The following is a 23,364-nucleotide window of genomic DNA, read 5'->3' as shown; positions in this document are numbered from 1 at the left end:
TTAGTTTTTTATTTTAAATTAATCGAAGCGGTCTGCACATCATTACTGCTGCTTCCTATCATGATTTGAAACTCTCCGGGCTCACTTACAAAGTCCAGTGCAGTGTTATAGAATTTAAGCATCTCCTGTGTGATTACAAACTTTACCGTTTTTGACTCTCCTGCTTTAAGAAAAATCTTTTCAAAACCTTTAAGTTCTTTTACCGGTCGTGAGATAGTCGCTACATTATCACGTACATAAAGCTGCACTGTTTCTGCACCGTCTTTCGACCCTGTATTTTTTATATTTACTGAAGCTGTTACTGTTTCGTCACCCCTCATTTCAGTTGCGCTCAACCTTACAGGACTATACTGAAATGTAGTATAACTTAACCCAAAACCAAATGGATACAGCGGTGCATTCTTTTCATCCATATAATTGCTTCTAAATTTCTCAAAGCCTTTGTCAGATGCTGGTCTTCCTGTATTTAAATGATTATAATAAAGTGGAATTTGAGCCACGCTTCTGGGGAAAGTCGACACCAGTTTTCCGCCAGGGTTTACGTCTCCAAAAACAACATCACCAATCGCTTGGGCCGCTTCACTACCACCAAACCACACATTCAAAATAGCAGGCACATTTTCCTGCTCCCAGACAAGTGTCATGGGTCTTCCGGCAAATAACACCAGAACTACCGGTTTTCCTGTCGCTAAAAGTTTTTCTAAAACTCTTTTTTGCACCGGCGGAATTCCAATATCTGTACGACTGCTGGATTCTCCGCTCATTTCAGAAGATTCACCCATTGCTGCTACTATCACATCTGCTTTTGAAGCTGCATTAAGTGCCTCTTTAATAAGTTCTTCTTCGGATCTGTGATCCCAAGGGATATCTCTGCCAAACATTGTGGCATCTTTCTGCATTCTCTCGTTATCTAAAAGATTGGAACCCTTCGCATATATAATGTTGGCTTTACTGCCTGCAACCTCACGCAATCCTTCCACCAGAGTAAGCGGTTTATCCAATTTCGCAGCCACACTCCATGTACCTACCATATTTGACTTTGTCTCTCCCATAGGTCCCACTACGGCAATTGTTTTTGCTTTGGATAAAGGCAGAATATTTCCCTGATTTTTTAGCAGTACAAAACTTTCAGCAGCTGTTTTGCGGGCGATTGTTCTGTTATCATTGGTATATATTTCTTTCTGCGCTCTTTTAGTATCGCAAAATTTATAAGGGTCTTTGAATAATCCCAGTCTGTATTTTGCTTCAAGAACACGTCTGCAGGCCTGATCAATTTTTGCAATATCGACTTTACCTTCTTTTATAGAAACAGGCAATGTATTTAGAAATCCTTCTGAAACCATATCCATGTCCAGTCCTGCATTAAGCGCTGCGGCAGAAGACTCTTTCAAATTACCCAATCCATGATTGACAATCTCACCTACTCCTCCATAATCTGCTACTGTAAATCCTTCAAAACCCCACTCTTTTCTAAGCACATCGGTCAGCAGCCATTTATTAGCATGGGCAGGAACGGCATCTACAACATTAAAAGAAGCCATAACACTCGCTACTCCTTGTTCTACTGCCGCATTATACGGATAAAAATATTCGTTGTACATACGAATATGACTCATATCTGCAGTATTGTAATCTCTTCCGGCTTCTCCGGCTCCGTACAATGCAAAATGTTTGACACACGCCAGAATATTAAATTTTTCCGAAAATGTATTATCCTTTCCCTGATAGCCTCTTATCATGGCTTTGGCAATCTGCCCACCCAGATAAGGGTCTTCACCGCTTCCTTCAGAAACCCGTCCCCATCTGGGGTCTCTGGCAATATCAACCATAGGGCTGAATGTCCAGCTGATACCGTCGGCACTGGCTTCTTTGGCCGCGATTCTTGCCGACTCTTCAATCGCTTTCATATCCCAGGTACAAGCTATGCCCAAAGGAATAGGAAAAACAGTTTCATAACCATGAATGACATCCATACCAAAGAGCAACGGAATTTTTAATCTGCTTTCTTCGACAGCAATTTTCTGAATTTCTTTGATTTTCTCAACGCCCTTAATATTGAACATTCCTCCTACAAGACCTTTACGAATCTTTGCTGCAATGTTAGTATTGCTTCCCAGTCCTGTTATGATATCTCCTTCACTAGGCAGATTCATTTGTCCTATTTTTTCTTCAAGTGTCATCCGGTTCATCAAACTGCTGACAAACGCATCCATTTTTTGATCTTTTTGCTGCTGGGCATTCATTTGTAATGATGCTGCCAGAAACAATACTGCTGCTAATTGTTTTTTCATATGTGTTTATAATTTTATCCGCCTCGGTTTATTTTTTAAATCAATAAACCTTGGCGAGGTAAAACTATAACGATATAGTACACACGCTGCATTGCAAAATTAAAATGTAGAACAATAAAGAATACAAAACATTAAAAATCAAACACTTAAGTAAATATTTAGCTATTAAAAAGTAGTTGACACATTCAAAAAATGTAGCTCAAAAAAGAAAGCAAATCTGCCTGAAATACTACATCATTCCCTATACAGCTTTAGCTTTATAGTTTGCGACCTCTAGAAAAAGCAGGGATAAACAGAGATAATTATCCTTATTACAAACTGTGAAATCTACTGCCGGTTTTTTCGAGTTTTTTTGTAAACTCTTCTTTAGAATAAGTCGTTTTATTTCGAATTTTAGTTCTGTAATTATAAATGGTGCTCATAGAAATTCTTAAAAATGAAGCAATTTTCTCGCTGTCTTTAATACCAAGTCTTTCAAGGGCAAAAATGCGAAGTTCTGTAGTGAGTATTTCTCCTTCTTTGAGGGTGATTTTTTCTCCTTCGGCAAGAAGTGCGTTAAAATCTGTAGTAAACTCAGGATAAAGTTTAATGAAAACAGCATCAAATTTTCTATACAGGTCATAAAGTTCCTGATCTATGATATCATTTGATTTTAAAACATTCGTAAGATCAACAAATTGTCTGCTGACGGCTTTTTTGTAGAGTTTTATTCTGTAATCCTCCATTTTGTTAATATAAGAGGAGCAGATATCAAAAAACTGGGCGATGTATTCTTCTTTTATATTATTAGATTCATTAAGCTGTTCATTAAAAACTTTAAGCTGATCATTGGCCGCCTGAAATTCTGAATTTAATTCTTGAAGTTCCTGTGCTGACTCTGAAAGTTCTTTTTTAATTCTGGACAAACGTCTCATCTGACGATACACATAAAAAATCAAAACAATAAGAAAGCAACTGAGCACACTTACAGATACAATATAAATTTGAAGCTGTTTTTTATTTTTCTCTGCTTTTTTCTGATACGCTGCATTAATAATCGAATAAAACTCAGACATCATCAGGGTCCTGAATTTTACATTGCAGAACACCGCATCTTCCAGCGCCGACTTTGCATATTTATAGGCTAAATCAATCTTGTCATTGTAGTAATTGTATATGGCAAGATTCTGAATCGCTCCTTGATCTTTTGTCGCCGTTTCTATATCCGTAATTGCCGCCAGGGTAAAATAATTGATTCCTTGTTCGTATTTTTTACTGCGCATACTAATATTTCCTAAAAGATAGGCGCACATGGCATATTGAGATTTTTTAAGTTCCTGATTGTAAAACAAATCTTCGAGATTTTTTTTTGCAGCAGCGTAATCTTTATTATCAATTGAGCACAAAGCTAAATTTACTTTATATTCTGAAGACTGAGGATCTAAAACGGCCAGCAACGAATCTCTGTATATCCCAATTTGTTCATTGTAATACTTACTTGGATTGTTAGAAGCATAATGCTCGAAAAACTCAATATAAAATTCTAAATAGGTCTTTTTTTGATTGCTAGAAAGCGTTTGGGTATCAATTGATTTCAATAATTTTTCTGATTCCAGAAAACGTCCGCTTGCTGAATAGAGATTTGCCAATTGCAGCACAGCATCTGTCCTGAAACTACTTTGTTTAAGTAAATCTGAAAGTTTTACGTTTTTCGTAACAAAATACAAAGCCGAATCTATTTTATATTTTCTGTATTCTGTATATAATTTTTGATTCAGCAAATACTCGGTCTCAAGTGAGTTTTTTTCTTTAAGAGCTTTTCTTATTTTTGAAGTTCTTTTATCTTTTAGGGCAGCATAATCAGCTTTATGTTGTATCGCAAAATCAAGTTTGAGCCTTAATGAATCTTTTACATTTCCAGAGCAGATATTGATACACGAAATTAGTATAAGTGAGTATAGGACTTTCTTGAACAAAGCTTAATGATTTAAATTACTATATTCCAATTCTTATTGGGTATTTGCAAATATATGCAAATTTGCAAATTACTTGAATTATTATTTTTATAATTAAACTTAGAATAGTTTGTAATTTGTATAGTAAAGGTCATCGCTGCCAGATGGCGCTGCTTGAAGACAATGGTGCGAAATCTGTCCTTTAGGGATCACAAACAAGCCAAATGGCGCCAATTGACGCCATTTTTCATACAATCTTCTTGTTTTTATTAGTCAAAAAACAGGGCTCTCCGGCAGCCCTAGCCCCGATAGCAATGAAATCCTTTTGTGCCAGGGGTCGGCACAAAAGATTGCTTCGCCAGTTCGCTGAAGCTCGCGTGGAACGTATAGCGGGAAGAGCTCCTAAAAAATAATATTATATACAATTGACGATGATGACCACTCCAAATTAATTGCCTAATTTATCTACCGCCCTATATAAATAACACCAAAATACCTTTTACTTTAATATAAGTCTCATCCCATCTCCAACTCAACCCCACTCTGCCCTTTCTCTTTTTTCATCTCTGACGCAATCAAAGGTGCAAACTTATAAACCCAACGCTGAATCGTGGCGTGATCCACAAGCACTCCTCACATTTTCATGATCCCTTCTACTGTATATTTCTCTTAGAAGACAATTATTTACATATCAGCTTCTTCTCTTTACACAAATAAACTTCGATAATTCTTCTGTCGAAGTGTTTAGTGATTCAGCAGATTGAATAATCAAGAGTAAAACTTCTCTCAACTCATTATTTTCAAGATTTATATCTTCACACAACAATTTTGAAAGACCTAGAATATTAGCAACAGACTTTCTTACTTTGTGTGAAATCGAAAACATCATCTGTTCTAAATTGCTATTAAATTCTTCCATATTAAATTCTTTTTCCGTTTCCCGAATATTCAGATTTATAGTAGCAATTTTTAAATCGCTAGTACATTTTTCCAATTCTTCATGATTCAAAATAAGTTCTTGCTTCGCTTTTTTTAACTTATCTAATATACTATTTTGATCCATAATTTTCGATTATTAAAGTGAGATTCAAAGTACAACATTTAAAGTTACTTTAGAATGACAAAAATCATCTGTTTCTTATCTTAATATACTAAAGATCAATACGGATACCCCCTAAAATTTAGACACAAAAATTATTTGACAGGTATAAGTTTAAATTTAATATTGTCAATCAAAGTGCCTTCGGTACTGCTTAAAACAGTAAATTGAAATGAATTTGAATTGGTTGCTAATCCTATTTTTTCCAGCTTCTCTGTATTAATTTTTGCTGTATAATTACCCGGCAATAATCCCAAGTAAGAAAAATATCCATCAGCCTCAGAAGTTATTTCTGCAATCTTTTTAGATTTATCATTATAAATAGTGATCATGATACCTGCAATACCATTTTCATCTTGATTCTCGACTATAAAGACACGCCCCCCTACTTCTCCAAATACCGATACAGGCACTTCAATATTTTTTACAAAATTAGGCTCTACAACTACCGTATAGTTTTTTTTAAGCAGTCTCCATGCTACGCGTTCAAATCCGGAAGGATCCAATTCTATATTTAAGTTTCCATAAGCTTCAAGATCTTTTATAAGTATAGAACCATCTTTGGCTGATCGTTCTGTTCGTCCTGCGTTTACCATTACTTTTAAACCTTGTACATTGGGCTCATTCTGGTCTCTCCTCTTATTACCGTTCAGATCCAGATATGGAATCAATAGAACTGCTCCTTTGCCAATACTGGTATAATTATTAAAGTCTGTAATACCTGACCTGCCATCATGTATCAAACTTCCGTTAATGCTTTGCAGTGTACGGTAAACATCATTGGTTTTGCGCACAGAGAATCTTGTCTGGGCAAAAGAAAAATCATAACGCAGACCAAATTCAACATAGCTAATCTCACTAATGAAATTTTTCTCATAAGAAAGATTGGCGTATCCATTTAAGAAAATTCTTTTTTCTAATTCTGTTTTTATGGTCATTACCTTTTTACTGCTATACTCGTACTGGAGCTGCTGAGTAATGAGCATATTTCTAAAGGACCTGACCCCAACAGCGTAATTAGTATAAAGGTAAGAGGCCTTATCTGGGAAAAAAAGTCCAAAAGTATTAGCGCTGGCATTAACATTTCCTACAACGGTTGAAAGCATCCATTCTGTAGCGCTGTAACGTGTATTCTCTAAACGAATATCCTGCCATGACAAACGGGTATACGCGGCATAATGACGTCCTCTGAAGGGAAAAGAAAGAATTGCCTTGTGGTCCTCTATAAAGGTAGTATTGATCGCTGTTTGCCTTCTTTTGTACCAATAGTTGTACATCTCAAATTGTAGACCTGAAGCTAAATTATAACTCAATATTGCTTTGGACCTCACATTAAAATCATACTCTCCTGAGATGAGTAAATTTGGTAACAAACGAAAAGAAGTATTTACATAAGGGATTCCTGCTCCCGAAGTTATAGAAGACAAATATTCGAACCCGGCTCCTACAGTAATATTTTTATTAAATCCGTAATTGCTGCTAAATCGTGCAAATCTCGTATCTTGTCCATCTTCCACAATACCTGCACTGGCTGTATATTCGAATTCGCCTTTGGGTAAAAAATTAAACGGAATATTTATATTTTGTTCGGTGGAGCGTTCTTCTCCAAACGGACCGTAGAATCGTAACTTTACAGCAGTATTTCCATAAACAAGAGGTACTTTAAAAGTATAAAAACCAGCCGCATCGGCTTTAATGTAATTAATAAGCACACCGTTAACGTACAATTCTACAGTCCAATTTGGCTCTGTATAATTATTTATGGTATAGGTTCCAAACGAACGTCTGTAAGTTGTAGGAGCGTTAGTAACCTGCACACCAACTATAGGGGCATAAATAGACGAAATTGACTGTCCTCTTATTTTTCCGGCTAAAAACTGTCTGGCAAAAGTTTGGTCATTATCTACATAGCGCCACAAGTAATACTGCTGGCGATTAGAAAAAGCTATATTACTCTGATAATTCAGGATTACATTTGTTTCACCGCCAGCTACTACACCGCCAACGCCAAGACTTGCTCTGGTGTCTGTAGGAGTTTCTTTATTTCCAGCCGAAGTAACAAATGAATAATCTGCTGTCCCAAAATAAAAAGATGGATTTTTTCGTCCCACAAATTCATCTGTTTTAAAAACACCCTGCAATTTGTTTAGGTTATTTCTCATCTGCTCCAATCTCATTTCACGCATAATAGGCAGCTCTAAATCTGTGCTAATAACTACCGAAAGACTACGAAAATTAAACAGGCAATTCAACCCGAAAATCTCATAAAAATAATCAGAACGCAAATAGAGATTTGTTGTAGTTCTAATAAGACTATTGGGTTTTAGATCAAAATTCTTTCCCTGATAAACAATACGATTATTGGGTAGATCAAATAAAAATGCTGAACTTGGGTGGATGAATGTTCCGCTTAGGGCATCCAGATCCCTTGCTACTATATTGATCTTTAAAAAATCAAAGAGATCAACCACAGGAATGTACGCCGTTTGATTATATATAAGAGTCGACATTTCTGCTGTACCGATACGCTGAATATTGAATGATACTGAAATTTCATCATAATCAGTTATCGTCTGGGCTTTACATGTCATACCCGGTCCTACCATTATGATCCATAAAATGGTAATCTTAGCCCAAAAGCATTTATGTAAACTGACCTTAACTCTATGCATTGATTAGGGTTGAATAAATGTTACAGAAAAGGTACCGTTATAATTTCCCGGAGGATTAACTAGCGGATTACCTATAGTTAATGTACCACCTACTCTAATGAGGGTTCTTGAAGGAGAAGTGGCTGTCGCAATAAAGGGGCTTGGTGGATCTGCACTACCTATACTTAGAACTATTGTGCCTCCGTTACTTCCGGTAAGAATAACATCGGGTCCATTTACAATAGTAACCAATGTACCAGGTTCGGCCTCTACTTCAAATATTGCCGGAGAAAAGGAAAACCCCTGACTGGTTTGTATTACGCTGCCTGTTGTTGCTCTTGATCCGTTTGGATACACAATCACTGAACCTCCTGTACCTCCCTGATAAAAAGCTCCAAAATTCAATCCCTGTGCCGGATTTACATATATTACTACAGGTTTGGGAGGGTTCTCCGGACCTTGGGCATGGGCTGAAAAAGTGGTTAAAAAAAAGGCAATAGAAAAAACAATCACTATGGATATTTTGCTATTAAAAAAGTATTTTATTTTATTTTTCATCTTACTTCATTTTGATAATCATTCCAGTTATCATCATTTATCTTTATTTACCTCTCAGTAGTAATTATTTTAACGTTATACTTACTGCTTGAAGTAATAAAACTAACCAAGTACACTAAATTTGAAGTTAGTTGATTCAGTTTATATTCTCCGTTTCCACTTATTGAAGTACTTGAAATTTCCTGGCCTAAAACATTGTGAATAAATAGTGTACCACGCTGCTCCTTTACCAACTTAATTTTAATAAACATATCTGCACCTGACCCATAAGCAAAAAAAATGTTGTCATTATTTTCAATAACACCATCTGCAGGTGTGAAAATCAAAAAGAAACGATTTTCTATAGTTCCCTTTTTTAGATTTACGGTGTAGACAGGATCCTTCTGTAAATCTTTGTTGATACCTGTTTCAGTGTCTCTTAAATAGACATTAAGATTTATAGGCAAGTTTTCAAGATCCCGAAGATTAAAACTTATTTTACCCTCTCGTTCCGTTTTTATTCCCAGAGGAATTACTGTTGTAGCATCCATTTGGGAAAGCCCATTGATTACTAATTTTGATTTATCCTCTGCTATGGAGTATAAATTGGGCAGCTGATCATCTATATTCATCAGTTTTATAGCATCATAGCTCTTGTCAAAATTGGAAGTTGCCCCATTGGCCGAATAAACAACCAATGGATCGGCTGACTGGGTATGATTTGAAAAATTAGCACTTATTCTAATCATAATTCTATCAGAATCAGGCTTAGCTGTACGCATCGTAGATTTATGAAATATGGGTGAAAGATCATTTATTCGTGTCGTATTATTGATACCAAGAGTTCCGGTAACAGGATATATCCCATCACTAACGTGTACAAAGAAACCTTGCATAGAAGCAATAATTGGACTTGCAACCCCGTCGCTCGATACTCCATTGATATAAGTACTGTATGCTCCTGTATACTGACTTACTGATCCTGAATTAAAGAAATAAATAGCATTGTCTATGTTTGTCTTATTCCAACCTGTTGACGAATCCCAATTAATAGGAGATGGATATGGATTTCCAACTAGGTTAAAACCTTTGGTATACAGTTGATTGTTGTTGTATAACGTGGTCGAAAGACTACCATTATTTACAAGTCCTGTCATATTTACCGTCTTTTGTACTGTACTAGATCCAAAGTCTGCGGTATAACCCTGCAAAGGATATAAGAGATCTGAAGGATTAGTATATGAAGTAAAACCACTACTAACCTTATTTTCAATATAATTGTAAAAATTAGGAAAACTGGCATTTAAATCTACCGTTGATGCAAAACTGTTAACCGTTGCATTCTGGAAAGGAGGGCTAAAATATTTATAACCAAAACCGGCAACAAGGTAACGCTGCATGGTAACATTCCCTGATACTGCCCCAGCACCACTTCCATCAATTAGCGCCGTCTTATCGACTGTTGAAATCAATGTAAGATTACCTGCAGAACTTAAAGTACCAGTATTTACAAGCAATATTTCGGTCAGGTTTAATGCGCCTCCTAAACCAACACCAGCCGGGTTGGCAATGGTTAAGTTTCTAATCACATTTCCTGTAAAAGCGGATGCAGCGATAGTTTGTGGATTAGTTCCATTCATTTTAACAGTTCCCTCATCAACAATAAAACTTCCGCCATTACTGATGTTTCCTCCTATTGTGATTAGCTTTTCATTAATATCCAATATACCTGCGGTAACGGTAACATTATTCATAACTGTTAAATCATTATTGACCAAAGGAACCCTAACACCAGCGTTACTCACTTGTAAATTAAACAGCGGGTTAGTGGTATTAATAATCATTATCTGAGTTCCTACGGTAACAGAATTCCCCATTTGAAGTGTTCCTCCGGTAAATCCAGTACCACTTGTAGACAGATTTTGATAGCCCAGATTCTGTTCTGCAGTTCCTCCCGAATTTTGAATTATGATTGCCCCTCCTGAGACACTAAAATTGTCTGTAGTAACATCCATATTAAAAGGAGCAATACTGCTAACTGTACTGCCATACGTATTTACATTCATAATTCCTCCCTGCATATTAAAATTCCATGCTGTACCGGGGTTACTAATTGCTGAGGCTAAATTTAATGTTCCACCTGTGATAGAAAATTGAGCCTGATTCATAGGGATTACTATGTTATCTATAGTATCCCCCATATTCAAGGTTCCTCCGCTTACTTGTACAGATCCAGCAACAGTCCAATTCATTGTAGTTGAATTAACTGTACCGGCATTTACCGACAACCCGGCACTTGAAGGAATTAAATAAGGACTATTGCTAAGATCTAGTACAAATGGCGTTATACTCAAACTGGTATTATCGAGTTTAAATGTTCCATTACTTAAAGTCAAGAAACCGTCTGGAACAACAAAGCCGGGAGTAATTACATCTAGTGTATTGGTATTGCTGTATCCCTGATTTACTATAATTTTATAAAAAGAACTAATCCCCGATCCGGATATGGTCTGGTTTCCATTTCTTATAAAATTCATCGTCGCAAAACTATTTGAGTCGGTAGCCATATCCAGTACTCCGTTACTGATTATATCTCCTCCTATATTCACTGAATGTTTAGCATCTGAAGATGAGGATACAATCAATGTTGCTCCACTGGCAATAGTGATATCGTCGTAAACATTAATTTTATGCTCCTGATTCGTACTTCCAATATGAACATCTCCAAGGCTTACACTAAAGCCCCCCATAACAGTTACGTCTTCCAGAGTAACAATTCCTGATAGGTTTGAGGCATCAAGATTATAATAATTCATGTCAGTAATGGTTTGATCGGTTGTGCCGTTATAACTAATCGTACCCGCATTGGATATTGCATCGGAAGTAATTGTACTTGCATTGGTTAGACTTCCGGCAATACTGGTAATACCCGCAGCAAAGGTTTTTATTCCTGCATTATCCAATATCAGATTATGGTAAGGAGTTGCTGCTATTGTTTGTGCCCCAGTACCATTATAGCTTACAGTACTTCCTGTAACTGTATAGCTGTTTGTTCCTGGAATGAATGTGTTCGTAATGCCAATTGTACCAGTTGATGCAAAAACCCTGACACCACTTGAACTACTTTGAAGGTTATAATAATTATATGCTGGTATGGTTTGTGAGCCTGATCCGTTAAATCTGACGGTCCCTGCCGATACATCAACAAACCCTGTTATTGATGGGAATGCTCCAGCTATATTAAATGTTCCTGAGGCCAGGGTTAAATCTCCTGAAATCGTAAGTGTATTTCCTCCAACTGTACTTAAAACCAAACCAAGATCACTTAATAGCAAATTCTTAGTTGTAGCAGCAACATTGATATTAATAATGTAAGGTCCTGTTAATTGTACATTGTCGTTCACTGTGGGAACACCATCAACATTCCAGTTGGCTGCATCTCCCCAATTGGCAGTTCCTGCGCCGCCATCCCATGTTTTAATAGAAATAGTTAGCTGGCCAATTTGAAAATCTGCAAAATAGGTAATTCCTGTTGCTGTAAGACTTGTTGCTGTTAAAGTCGTCACCATTGGATAATTCCAGGAGCTACTATTGTATTCACCTAAAATAAAAGCGTTGTTAGCTGCCCCGGCATCCACGTCTGCTGCTGTGTAATTAAAAGTAACATTCGCAGAGCTGAAAATAATACCACTATTATTCATTGTCCAGTACCTGTTTACGCTTTTGTCCGGATTGATCAGTGAATTACTGATGTTTGGGTAATCACCTTCGCTAGTAGTCACAGTCAAATCTCCGGAAGTACTAATATTAGCAAATGCAACGGAAACAGGAAGATAACTAGTCGAATTTCCTATTTCGAATGTTTTAGTAATTACTCCGGTTCCTGTATTTTTCTGCAACCTGCCGTATATCCAACCCGTATTCTGTGCTGCTCCTGAAACTGAACCCGTAATTGGTTGGATAACTATATAATTGCCTGTTTGAATTTTTCCTGCTGTAAAACTCAGGGCATTATTAACAGTTATATTTGAGGATATAGTAACGGTTCCACCACTATTGTTTAAGATAAGCTGATATAAAGGAGAAATGGAGTACAGATCTTGAGTAGCACTTCCATTTACAGTAAAAATAGACGTTTGACTATTTAAAGTTCCATTATTTAATAGATTACCACCTAGTAAATAACCATAACTTCCAGCATTAAATAGGGAGCCATTATTAATGGTGAAATTGTTTGTAATTGTGAGATTAGAAACAGAAGTAATACCTGCTGCATTTGTATTTGAAATTAGCATGTTCTGTAATGAAGTGGGATTTCCAGCAAGTGTTGTAGCACCTGTACCTCCAAAAACCACAGTTCCTGTGCTTAAAAAATTAGTTCCCATATTTAGTGTAACAGCAGACGAAGGAATAAAGTTTAAAGTTCCCGCGCTGGTAATTGAACCATTATTTGTTAGTGTACCCAGTAAATTATGAGTTGACGCTCCTCCATTAAAAGATGCTCCAGAGCCCACAGTAAGTGCATAAGCAATGGTCCAGCCAACACTTGCATTAACACCTCCAGTATTATTGATATTCAGGTATCCGAATTGTGGAGCTGAGGTAGAATTTAATACTGGTGAAACAGTACCATTAAAATTAACAGTTACAGCTACTGTTGAAACAGCATTAATAAGGCTTAGGGTTTGTAAAACATTCCCTGTAAAAGAGGTTGTACCCAATGTATTTAATGTACCGCTATTGATCAAGTCGGCATTAAGGGTGGTGTTAATATTTACTCCACCATTAAGAGCTCCTGAACTAGTTATATTAAGTAACCCATTAAAAGTGACATTATTTAAAATGGTATAGCTTCCGGTAACTGTTACTTTATTAAAGGTTGTGTTACCTGTAATATTTTTTGTGCTACCTGTGAATAGCAGCGTACTGGTTGCAGGAACAAATGTTCCATTATTGAGCCAGTTTCCATTTAGAGTGATGGTATTTGCCCCTCCATTAAAAGCGGCTGTACTTTCTATAGCTAAATCATTTTTAACGGTAATTGGTGTATATAATATTTTTGTGCCCGCATTTCTAAAAATTATATTTCCATAAACAACCCCTGGCAATAGTAAATTTTGCGTGCCTGTTCCATTAAAAACTACCGTACTATTGACGCTCAAAGCATAATTGGCAAATTTATTTGGGGCATTATCTGCGGCGATAATTAAAGTACCGGCATCATTTAATGTTGCTGTCCCGCCCAAAACCTCTCTATTAAAGAAAAACGACTTGATATCAAGAGTTCCAGAAGTACCGTTAAGATTCCCTTTAATGGTTACATCGCCTATTAGTGTAGCAACAGTTCCTACTGGTTTATTGAATTCAAGATTATTAAAGGTTGTTGCTGATATTGTTTGTGTTCCAGTCCCATTAAAAATGACACTTGTTCCAGAATTGTTTGAGGTAAAAGAGCCGTTATTGTTCCAATTACCTCCAACATTTACGGTACTGTTATTCTGAAAAATAGTTCCAGAAGCGATAGTTACATTTCCAGTAATAACGGTAGTCCCATTACTATCAAATTCACCTGCTGTAATGCTCAGATCTCCTCCAATGGTTAAAGCACTAGTAGCAATTGCATTACCTGCCGTTTTATTAATCGTTAGGTTATTATAATTTACAATACCTACATTCTGATTTGAACTACCGGAATAGGTAACGGTACCGGATCCAGGTGTAAAAATGCCATTTACATAATCAAAATCACCTCCAATGTTTAGACTTCCTGTTCCTGTAAATACAATGTTGGCATGGCCATTTTCGGTTAGTGCTCCATTAATATTTACTATACCAGAGCCTATATTTAAATTAATGGCATGGCCACTTGTACCATCACTCAATGCCAAATCACCATTAACACTAATGGTCTGTCCATTTACATTAATCGTATGTACCGCATTGGTACTCCAGATTCCATTCATGTTGGATGAAACCAGCGATCCGCCTGCAGTCATTGACAAGTTTACGGCTTTTAGGCTACCAAAATTGATATTTTTGACTGTTACCGCAGTGCTTATAGTAGGCTGGTTAGTAAAAGTTGAAGTACCTAAATTTACTATATCAGTTGCAGCAGGAGGAGCCGAAGCTGCCCCTTGAGTAACCGTCCAATTAGCAGCAGTGTTCCAATCTGTACTAACACTGCCATTCCATTGTACTGCATTTGAATTATCAGATATGGTCCAGCGGTTTGTTATAGTGAGTAATAACGTTTGCTCAATATAATTACTCGCTGTATCATTTGATGTTTTACCACTATACCCCCACAAAGCCCCATTATATTTCCACAAAGCCATAGTACTTTCATTACTACCATTGAGTTCATTGTCTTCATAATGAAGTCGAAGTGTTGCATTATCATATGTTCCAGAAGGAATAGTAACAGTATAAGTACGGTTTATTGATCCATTAAATGGAAAATCGCTAACAGGGGCACTTATGGCAGTTATTGTTACACTATTAATAGCTGATGCAAGAGTAAAAGTAATCAAGTTGTTAGGTCCTTCAAAAGCATAAGATGTCCCCGATAAAAAGGAATGGTTTCTGGTTATCGTGCCCAATATAATACCATTTCCAGTTCTTGTGGTTGTAATAGTCAATGTATTGGCTTCTGTTAAGATAGTGCCGGTGGTCATATTAATGGTAGCTACCGAAATATTACTTAGCAAAGTAAGTGTTATTGCTGAGCTGGTATTATTAAGTGTTACAATATTAAAAGTAGTGGCGCCACTAATTACTGAATTTTGACTACCAAGAAACAGTACAGTACTTGTTCCGGCATTAAAACTACCGTTATTGTGCCAATTGTTATAAATAGAATGTGTATAGGTGCCAGCTATAAAAGTGGTACCTAATCCTATTGTTATATCATTATTTACTATTATTGCCCCGGCTGCAGTCTTATTACCTGCATTACTTGTTACTAAATTATTATAGGTAATTGCATTGATACTTTGTGCCCCATTACCATTAAAATTTACGGTGTTAGGTATTGAACTTACATTAAGCGTTCCCGCTGTAACAGTAAGTGCTCCGGCAATACCTAAGGTTGCATTTGCAGATAATTGAAGGGAGGTTCCATTGATTATTACATTAAATAAGTTAGCTATTCCACTCAAACTAGAAGTCCCGGTAAAAGTTACTGTTCCTGCTGATGCCGTTAAACTTCCATAAACAAGAAGACCTGAAGAAATGCTGAAATTCACACCAGTTGTAACTGTACCTGTTAGGGAAAGCACATTAAAAGTTTTTGTACCTGAACCCGATATAGCTTTAGAAGTTCCACTCATGGTAATAGTTCCCGCACTCGTAGTAAAGCTTCCGCTCACTGTTAAATTACCAGTTAAGGCAATTGATGAGGTAGTTGTTACCGATCCACTAATAGTAAGATTATCGACCGAAATTGAAACTCCACTAATAGTAGTACTTGTTCCAGTCATAGTCAATGTTCCGCCAGATGCCTGAGTAAATGACCCTGATCCAGTTGTAGCTAAATTTCCTGATAAACTAAGACCTTCTGCTGAAAAACTAACCAGTGATGCGGAAACTGTAAGGCTATTGAAATTTTGAGTACCTGAACCACTTACTGTAGTGCCCGAACCTGTAAAAATTATATTACTTGTATTGCCATTAAATGTGCCGGTATTTGTCCAGTTTCCGCCTATATTATGAATAAAATTACCACCATTAAACGTGGTCGAAGCTCCAATTACAATATTTCCATTTATCGTAATAGCCGAACCAGCTGTAAAGGTTACAGAAGTTCCGGCACCTATTGCACTGGTCAAATTACCAATTATGGTTAAAGCTGTAGCGGGGAAATTTTTTACTGCTACACCACCAGAACTGCTTAACTGTAAGTTTCCGTAAACCTGATTGGCAACAGTTTGATTAGTACCAGAATATTCAACAGTACTGGCCGTAACCAATGTATTAGTTGTGTAATTTGAAGGAAAAGTATTTGTACCTCCTATTTTTAGTTTAGCATTATTAGCAACGGTAAGTGTACCGCCAACTGCAGTTCGGTTAGCTGTAAAGCTTCCTAAATCAAAAGTTCCGGTATTTATAGAAAGATTTCCAATAATATTGGTATTGATGGCAAGGCTAATAGTGTTTCCAACATTTGCTATAGCGAGGTTATGAAAAGTGGTTGAAAAAGTTCCTCCAATGACTTTGGCTGTTACACTATTAAAGGTAACCGTACCTGTACCTGCTGTAAAGGCTATAACCGATGTATTGTTTGTCCAATTGCCCGCTATATTAATATTGAAATTATTTGCATTTAACGTACCCGAAGCAATTATTAGGTCATTATTAATAGTAATACCTAAGGGTAATAACAATCCGTTGCTATTACTTAGTGTTAGATTAAAAAATGAAGCAAGACCTGAAAAAGTCTGCTGACCAGTTGTTCCGTTAAAATTTATAGTTCCGGTATTTGTAAAAATACCATTGTTTATCAGGGTGCCCGTAATATTTAAAGTCCCTGTACCTGTCAATGTTAAACTTGCTCCATTATTTATGGTAAGACTTCGGCTATTCACACTTGTACTAATGTTAGGCATTCTGGTTGCGCCTGCCGTAATTACTACATCGGTAGTAGGTGTTGGTAAAGTTCCGCTACACCAATTAGCAGCATTAGCCCAATCAGTACTCACATTGCCAGTCCATTGTCCGCTCGCTGTAGTAGATACAACATTTGTATAGGCCGTTGTAGTTACAGCACATCCTGGTAAAGTTACCTGTACTGTATAAACACCTGCATTTGCTGCTGAATAAGTAAGACTTGGGTTTTGTAGCACCGAAGTAAAACCATTAGGGCCTGTCCATAAATAACTAGCTCCTGCTGTAGTAGAAGCAGCAAGATTAAGAGTGGCTCCGGCGCAAACGGGAGAATTACTTCCTGCACCATCTGGTGAATTGTATAGTACACTTACCTCAGAAGCAGATAATTCCCGATGGTAAATCAACATATCATCCAGAGTTCCCTGAAAGAAATGACTTGAAGATTCATTAGGCCATGTGGAAATATCGCTATATCCCAATCGCCAATATCCGGTTGTAGTCTCAGCAGTTGTTATCGTTAAATCACTAGCAGAAAGTACACCATCAACATATAATTTCATGCCTCCCCCTCCAAGCGTAGCAGTAACCATATGCCAGTTCCCATCATTGTAAGAAGTGGTTGTGTTGATGTATTTTTTAGCAGCACCAGGTGCTACACCAAAATATAATACACCTGTACTGGTCATATAAATAAATCGATCCCTTGTACCTCCTCCACCTGTCTGGATGCTTGAAAATCCCACTAACGCACCACCAATCGTGGTGGTTGTTTTAAACCAGGAAGAAACACTTACTGAGGCAGGGTTGACATATAAATTACTGGTAGAGATACAGTTAGTAGTTCCATTAAAGTTGTAGGCCTTTCCCGTATTATTGAACCGATCGGCAGATGGTGTAGGTGTAGCTCCTTGAAAAGTGCCGGAATTATTACCCGTTGCATCAACTGCATTTCCTTCAAACTTATAATAGGCGATTAAATTTGTTACTGGTAACTGAGAAATAATAGGCCCATTACAAGTGGTTGCCTGAGTTCCGCTAATGGGGCTACTCATTGCTCCTTCTGTAATGGCATTTACTCTCCAGTAATAAGTTGTTCCTGTCGTCAGCCCAGTTTGTGATGATAAAGTAGTTCCAGCTGCAGTCTGACTTACAAAAGAATAGTTAATTCCATCTGTAGAACGATAAATAACAAAGCCTCTTTCATTTGCAGAGAGGTCATTCCAGTTAAGTGTCATTGAAGAGAGCGTTATCGCTGAGAAACTAAGATTACCTGGGGCAATGGGTACTGGTGAGGTAAACCCATATGTTCTGCCTGTTACCCGTTTGGTTGTCACACTTGCTACAGTAGTAGAACTTACGCTGGTGCCTGCATTATTTACTGACAAATAATTTCCCGATCCGGTAGCTGTCGCAGTAATTCCAATAGAAGCTGAAGAGGCGTTTACAGCAGAAGTATCAGAACGATAAACAAATTCAATTTTTCCGGTTGTTTCATAAAGATTTACCTGAAAAGAGCATACTGCACCTGCAGCTAAATAATTCCATTTTGTATTAAGGTATTGTATCGTAAATATTCTGCTTCCTACTGTTCCCGTTGTCCTGTACGTAACATTGGCCGTAGAAACAATATCAAGATCATCCCACAAAGGTGCAATGACCGGCCTGGGTGACCCGGAAGCTGCTAAATTATTGTTATAAACAAAATCTGTTGCAACAGTTCCCAGAGTCAACCATCCATTGGTAGTTGCTCCAATATTGGTATAGCGTAAACCCATATACCAAAAGTCAAATCCTATTGGAATAAGTGCAGATACTGCATCATCTGTAGACCCTGTCCATGTTAATGTATTTCCGCCTGTAATTGGTGTAAAACCCGCCGCTGTAGTACCAACAAATGTATAATTATTTATTGATTGACTAAAGAGCTTTGTACTAACAGAGAGTAATAAAAAAATAACCAGTATACATCTACACGATAAAGTAAAAATAATTTTTCTTTTCATGTCCTGAAGGGCTAAATTAACGAGGATTGATTCGTTTGAAAGCTATTTCAAACTAAAGGAGATCAACTTGTAAAGAAGTGATTACTATTGGTTTTGTTTCTGATAAAGTAGTATATATAATATTGAGTTTTCCTTTATGATAATCTACTGCTGAATTCTTATCTAAATTAAGGGCAAAATTACGTACAGAATTAGGAGTGTAAATCGCAAAACCTTTTGCGATACCAACCTGCGTAGTTCTTCCAGTTGCCGAAACGTGTTCTACTTTTATATCACCGTAGACAGATATGTTACCAGTTCTCTTAAATACCATATTTAATTGAGGTATTCCATCTGTATTAATTGAAAACATTGATTTTTCAAGCTTAACATTTAAAGTTAAAGCACCACTTCTAATAATAACAGGGATAGCAATACCAAATGTGGGTACAAGTTGTACAGACATAGATTTTGGTGGCTTCGAAATTTCTGTATCTACAGGCAGATTTTTTGTAACTGCCCTAAAATAGAGATGCGACCTATATTCACCTGGCTGCAATTCATTTGTATTTATTGCTTGAATTTTAATTGTTTGCGATTCATTTGGGGCAAGTGTAACAGTACGTGGAAAAAATCTGAAATTCTTATCTGCAAAATGCTGCGCGGAATCAGGTTGAACAATCTGTTCAAAAGCACCATTTTCACGCATTCTATAATGTATAACAGAAATAAGATATTTTGTACTGTCAGATCCTGTATTAGCAACAGTCAATTCCTGAGTTCTTTTGTTTGCATCAAGAATTACTCTGCGTGGCATTATCATAAGGTCACCCTGACCAACACTATCATATGGGGCAATTAATTGCCCCGCCGTAAAAATAAATGATAGCGCAAGTAAAGTAACCCCAGCTTTCATAAAGAGGGAGTTATTCATAATACGATGATAAAATGTTAATAATCTAAAGTCGTAACTTTAAATTTAGATACAGTTTTTTTAATTCTAATTAACGTATTTATTAATTGTAATTAACAGTAACTGCGAAAGGAGCTGCAGAAGTATATGATCCCTCAGCTTGTGAAGCTACCAGATTTAAGGTTGCACCAATAGTTATGGTTTCTGAACCGGAACTTAATGTTCCTATTGTTTCCGGTGTACTGGTAAAATTATCAACAGTCATTTGGTCAGTACCACTTGCGATAATTACTGATGATGGCAAAGTTATGGCATAGGTATACGAACCAGAACCAGAAACTGTAAAAGCTGCTGCGGTTACTGTACCTGTAGCTGCAGGCAAGGTTACCCCCCCTGTAATCGCTCGGCTATTGTCAGGAGCTAAAACAACTGTACCAACAGTTCCATCCGTAGCTATGTTTCCAAAATTCATATCAGAAGCATTTGTAATACTTATCGGTGTGACTATTGTGGCCGAAGCTGTAGCTGTAGCAGTAGCCTGAGCAAAAACAGAAGAGGTAAACAAAATTCCTAAAAGGCACAAATTTGCTGGAGTAATTAAATTTTTCATAATGTAAGTAGTTGTAAAAATTATTAATGTTAGATTGGGAAATCAAAATTAGATGTAAAAAAACAGGGAATAAAAAACGACAATGAGGCTTATACGCGGGTAGATAAATAAATTATATAATTTTTAATTTTATTTATATTTTTATAATTTATTTTAGCAAATGTATAATAAATATATCTATAAACTGAAAATTATTAAATTTAACAGTTTAAATAATTATTTTGATCTGTTAAAATAGAAATTATTTTAAGTTAGCCCGTTTTTTACCCTCAAGAAACTCAATGACAGCAAGATAAGTTCTAAATTAGTCTAGCGAAAGTATAAAAATTACTTTTAAATTAATGCCGTGGCTTAATTCTTCCTTTTTTAAATTTAAGGCCTATTATCAAATCTTTTATCTACGATTTTAACCTACGAACGCTCGACAAAAGACGATTTTGATTAATTTTTTTGAGGAATTCCATTTTAGATTTAAAGGGTTATTAAAAGATGAAAAAAAATGACAGTAAAGGAGAATTTATCCTTTTCTTGACAACATTCCAACAGAAATTCGCTTACTAAACTTATTGTAGGTTCTGTCGCATCTGTCAGAATCAAATATAAGACTTTAAGTAATTTTAAAGTTAGTCCGCCAATTTACAGAATGATTTAAACATAGATATTCCTGGTCTACCATCTGATTCTTTCCTAGCATATCTACAACTTCAATTCCGCTCAATGTTCGTCTGGCCGATTCAAAACTTTTAAAACCTAATCCATTTTGTATTCGTCACTTGATAAAACGATGATCCTGTTCTACAATATTATTAGATCCGCTTTTATCAATGTTTATTACTCTTGCCCGGCAGTTATTACTAATTGCTTTAATTAGAAATGACTGAGCGCACATTCTCTGTCTTTTTCTGGTCAATAGAAAGTCTACTGTATTGCCTAATTTATCTGCTGCTCTATATAAATAACACCAAATGCCTTTTACTTTGATATAGGTCTCATTTAATCTCCAGCTCGCCCCCACTCTGCCTTTTCTCTTCTTCATCTCTGATTCAAGCAAAGGTGTAAACTTATAAACCCAGCGCTGAATTGTAGCATGATCCACAAGCACTCCTCTAATTTTCATTATTTCCTCAACATCAAAGGTAACTAAGTGTAAATCTTAATTTAAAATACACTGCCTGAAGAATGATATATTTTGGATAACAATGACCTTTAGTATTCATTTTTTGATGGGTTTAAAATTATAACGATAAAGTTATTCCCAAATGCGACAGGACCAGAAATTCAGTTAGACGCACAAATTCGCATACTATTAAAAAGATAAATTTTAATTGACCCGAAAATGATATCGGTATTGTTCTTTTTGTGTAGTATTGCAAAAGTATTTAGCATGACAGTGCAGTGTTTGTATATCATAAAAAAAGGCAGATATACTGTATAGATTAGAGGAGTTGGCAGTTAAACAACATCAGAGTGATAATGAAAATTGATAACATAAAACCATTTGACGGACAACATTGCGAAACAACAGCGACAGGAACTTTGTTGCGACAACTCGACATTGAACTTTCCGAGCCTATGCTTTTCGGTTTGGGCCAGGGACTTGGATTTATATTTTGGAATATGAAATCAATGAGTTTTCCATTTATTGGCGGACGCGTAAAACCGGACATTCTAACTGAAAATATTGCAAGAAATCTAAATCTTGTATTGTCAGTTAAAGAAACTGCATCAACCCATAAGGCTTGGAACAACGTAAAAGAATTAGTTGACAAAGGACAAGCAGTGGGCTTAAAATTAGACTGTTTTCATTTGCAATACTTTTCAAGTCCATTTCATTTTGCAGGACATTATACTGCAATTTATGGCTATGACAATGAAAATGCTTTTTTGGTGGACACAAAACAGCAAGGAGGACAAGTGATGACAAGTTTAAAGAGTTTGTCGATAGCAAGAGCAGAAAAAGGTCCAATGTCATCTAAAAATTTGTATTACATTTTGTGTAAAAATGACGATAAATTTGACTTAAAAACTGCAATATTAACTGCAGTTAAAAATAACGCCGCTGACTATATAAATCCACCAATAACAAATATTGGCTATAAAGGAATTTTAAAAGCAAGTACAGAAATAATTAAATGGTTTAAGAGAAGTAAAGACATTGAAAACGACTTTAGAACATCTGCAATGCTTATGGAAAAAGCAGGAACAGGCGGAGCATTATTTAGAAACTTGTATCGCGATTTTTTAAAAGAAAGTTACGACTTGTTGAAATTGGACAAACTGAAATCGGGACACGAGGCTTTTATAGAAATTGCAGAACTTTGGACTTCGGTTTCACATTTATTTGAAAGAGTTAGCCAGACCAATGACTTTAAGTATATTCAACAAGCATCAGACATTTTAAAAACCATATCAGACAAAGAAAAAAAAACAATGGAAATGTTAGCAACAATATAGCCGGACCATTAACACTGTAATATACTCATATAAATAACTAAGCCTTCTGTGTGGTGGTGTTTTATAGCAATAATCAGAAACTAAACCACTCTGCACTGAAATTGCAAAGGTTTGTTTTACGAGGGACTGAAAGTCCTCTTTTTATCTCATTGAAGAATGAAATTTGAATTATCATCTCCTTCTTTTCTTTTGTGATATTCTAGGTAATCATTTACCATTTCAGCGGTAATATTTCCTGTACTCCAAACTCCATAACCACTTGCCCAAAATGCTGACCCCAATAGTGAGC

9 protein-coding genes and 2 pseudogenes are annotated in these 23,364 nt (G+C 36.3%); 1 reads left to right on the top strand and 10 read right to left on the bottom strand.

The window, feature by feature from the left end; translation table 11 throughout:
* Positions 1-8: 8 nt before the first annotated feature.
* The 10 genes and pseudogenes from bglX to GIY83_RS05070 all read right to left on the bottom strand — a co-directional run bounded on the left by bglX (position 9) and on the right by GIY83_RS05070 (position 21,838).
* A complete protein-coding gene (gene bglX / locus GIY83_RS05115; protein ID WP_208685325.1) occupies positions 9-2,291 on the bottom strand; it encodes a beta-glucosidase BglX in 2,283 nt (760 codons plus the stop codon).
* A 311-nt stretch (positions 2,292-2,602) separates the two neighbouring features.
* The gene (locus tag GIY83_RS05110) at positions 2,603-4,246 is read right to left on the bottom strand and encodes a DUF6377 domain-containing protein (RefSeq protein WP_208685324.1); all 1,644 of its coding nucleotides are present in this window, start codon (positions 4,244-4,246) and stop codon (positions 2,603-2,605) included.
* A gap of 433 nt (positions 4,247-4,679) precedes the next feature.
* Positions 4,680-4,858: pseudogene (locus GIY83_RS05105) on the bottom strand (DDE-type integrase/transposase/recombinase); the annotation flags it as partial.
* Between the two features lie 58 nt (positions 4,859-4,916).
* Positions 4,917-5,288 (bottom strand): hypothetical protein, encoded by a 372-nt coding sequence (locus GIY83_RS05100; RefSeq protein WP_208685321.1) that lies wholly within the window; start codon positions 5,286-5,288, stop codon positions 4,917-4,919.
* Positions 5,289-5,419: 131 nt separating this feature from the next.
* A complete protein-coding gene (locus GIY83_RS05095; protein WP_208685319.1) occupies positions 5,420-7,915 on the bottom strand; it encodes a collagen binding domain-containing protein in 2,496 nt (831 codons plus the stop codon).
* A gap of 84 nt (positions 7,916-7,999) precedes the next feature.
* Positions 8,000-8,533: a DUF4402 domain-containing protein gene (locus tag GIY83_RS05090; protein WP_208685317.1), complete on the bottom strand. Its 534-nt coding sequence runs from the start codon at positions 8,531-8,533 to the stop codon at positions 8,000-8,002.
* 47 nt (positions 8,534-8,580) lie between these two features.
* Positions 8,581-19,119: an S-layer family protein gene (locus GIY83_RS05085; RefSeq protein WP_208685314.1), complete on the bottom strand. Its 10,539-nt coding sequence runs from the start codon at positions 19,117-19,119 to the stop codon at positions 8,581-8,583.
* Positions 19,120-19,171: 52 nt separating this feature from the next.
* Complete coding sequence (locus GIY83_RS05080) at positions 19,172-20,032, bottom strand: fimbria/pilus periplasmic chaperone (protein WP_208685312.1); 861 nt, start codon at positions 20,030-20,032, stop codon at positions 19,172-19,174.
* Positions 20,033-20,114: 82 nt separating this feature from the next.
* On the bottom strand, positions 20,115-20,621 hold the full coding sequence (locus tag GIY83_RS05075; RefSeq protein ID WP_208685310.1) for a DUF4402 domain-containing protein: 507 nt from the start codon (positions 20,619-20,621) through the stop codon (positions 20,115-20,117).
* A 623-nt stretch (positions 20,622-21,244) separates the two neighbouring features.
* A pseudogene (locus tag GIY83_RS05070) lies at positions 21,245-21,838 on the bottom strand (IS6 family transposase).
* A 256-nt stretch (positions 21,839-22,094) separates the two neighbouring features.
* Between GIY83_RS05070 and GIY83_RS05065 the strand changes: the two are divergent.
* The gene (locus GIY83_RS05065; RefSeq protein ID WP_208685308.1) at positions 22,095-23,075 is read left to right on the top strand and encodes a BtrH N-terminal domain-containing protein; all 981 of its coding nucleotides are present in this window, start codon (positions 22,095-22,097) and stop codon (positions 23,073-23,075) included.
* Positions 23,076-23,364 lie beyond the last annotated feature (289 nt).

The organism is Flavobacterium sp. SLB02, from assembly GCF_009664855.1.
GTDB lineage: Bacteria > Bacteroidota > Bacteroidia > Flavobacteriales > Flavobacteriaceae > Flavobacterium.
This window is presented reverse-complemented; position numbering and strand designations above follow the sequence as displayed.

Coding starts and splice junctions, on each gene's coding strand:
- bglX (WP_208685325.1), bottom strand. CDS start 2,291: ATGAAAAAACAATTAGCAGCAGTATTGTTTCTGGCAGCATCATTACAA.
- GIY83_RS05100 (WP_208685321.1), bottom strand. CDS start 5,288: ATGGATCAAAATAGTATATTAGATAAGTTAAAAAAAGCGAAGCAAGAA.
- GIY83_RS05095 (WP_208685319.1), bottom strand. CDS start 7,915: ATGACATGTAAAGCCCAGACGATAACTGATTATGATGAAATTTCAGTA.
- GIY83_RS05090 (WP_208685317.1), bottom strand. CDS start 8,533: ATGAAAAATAAAATAAAATACTTTTTTAATAGCAAAATATCCATAGTG.
- GIY83_RS05085 (WP_208685314.1), bottom strand. CDS start 19,119: ATGAAAAGAAAAATTATTTTTACTTTATCGTGTAGATGTATACTGGTT.
- GIY83_RS05080 (WP_208685312.1), bottom strand. CDS start 20,032: ATGAATAACTCCCTCTTTATGAAAGCTGGGGTTACTTTACTTGCGCTA.
- GIY83_RS05075 (WP_208685310.1), bottom strand. CDS start 20,621: ATGAAAAATTTAATTACTCCAGCAAATTTGTGCCTTTTAGGAATTTTG.
- GIY83_RS05065 (WP_208685308.1), top strand. CDS start 22,095: ATGAAAATTGATAACATAAAACCATTTGACGGACAACATTGCGAAACA.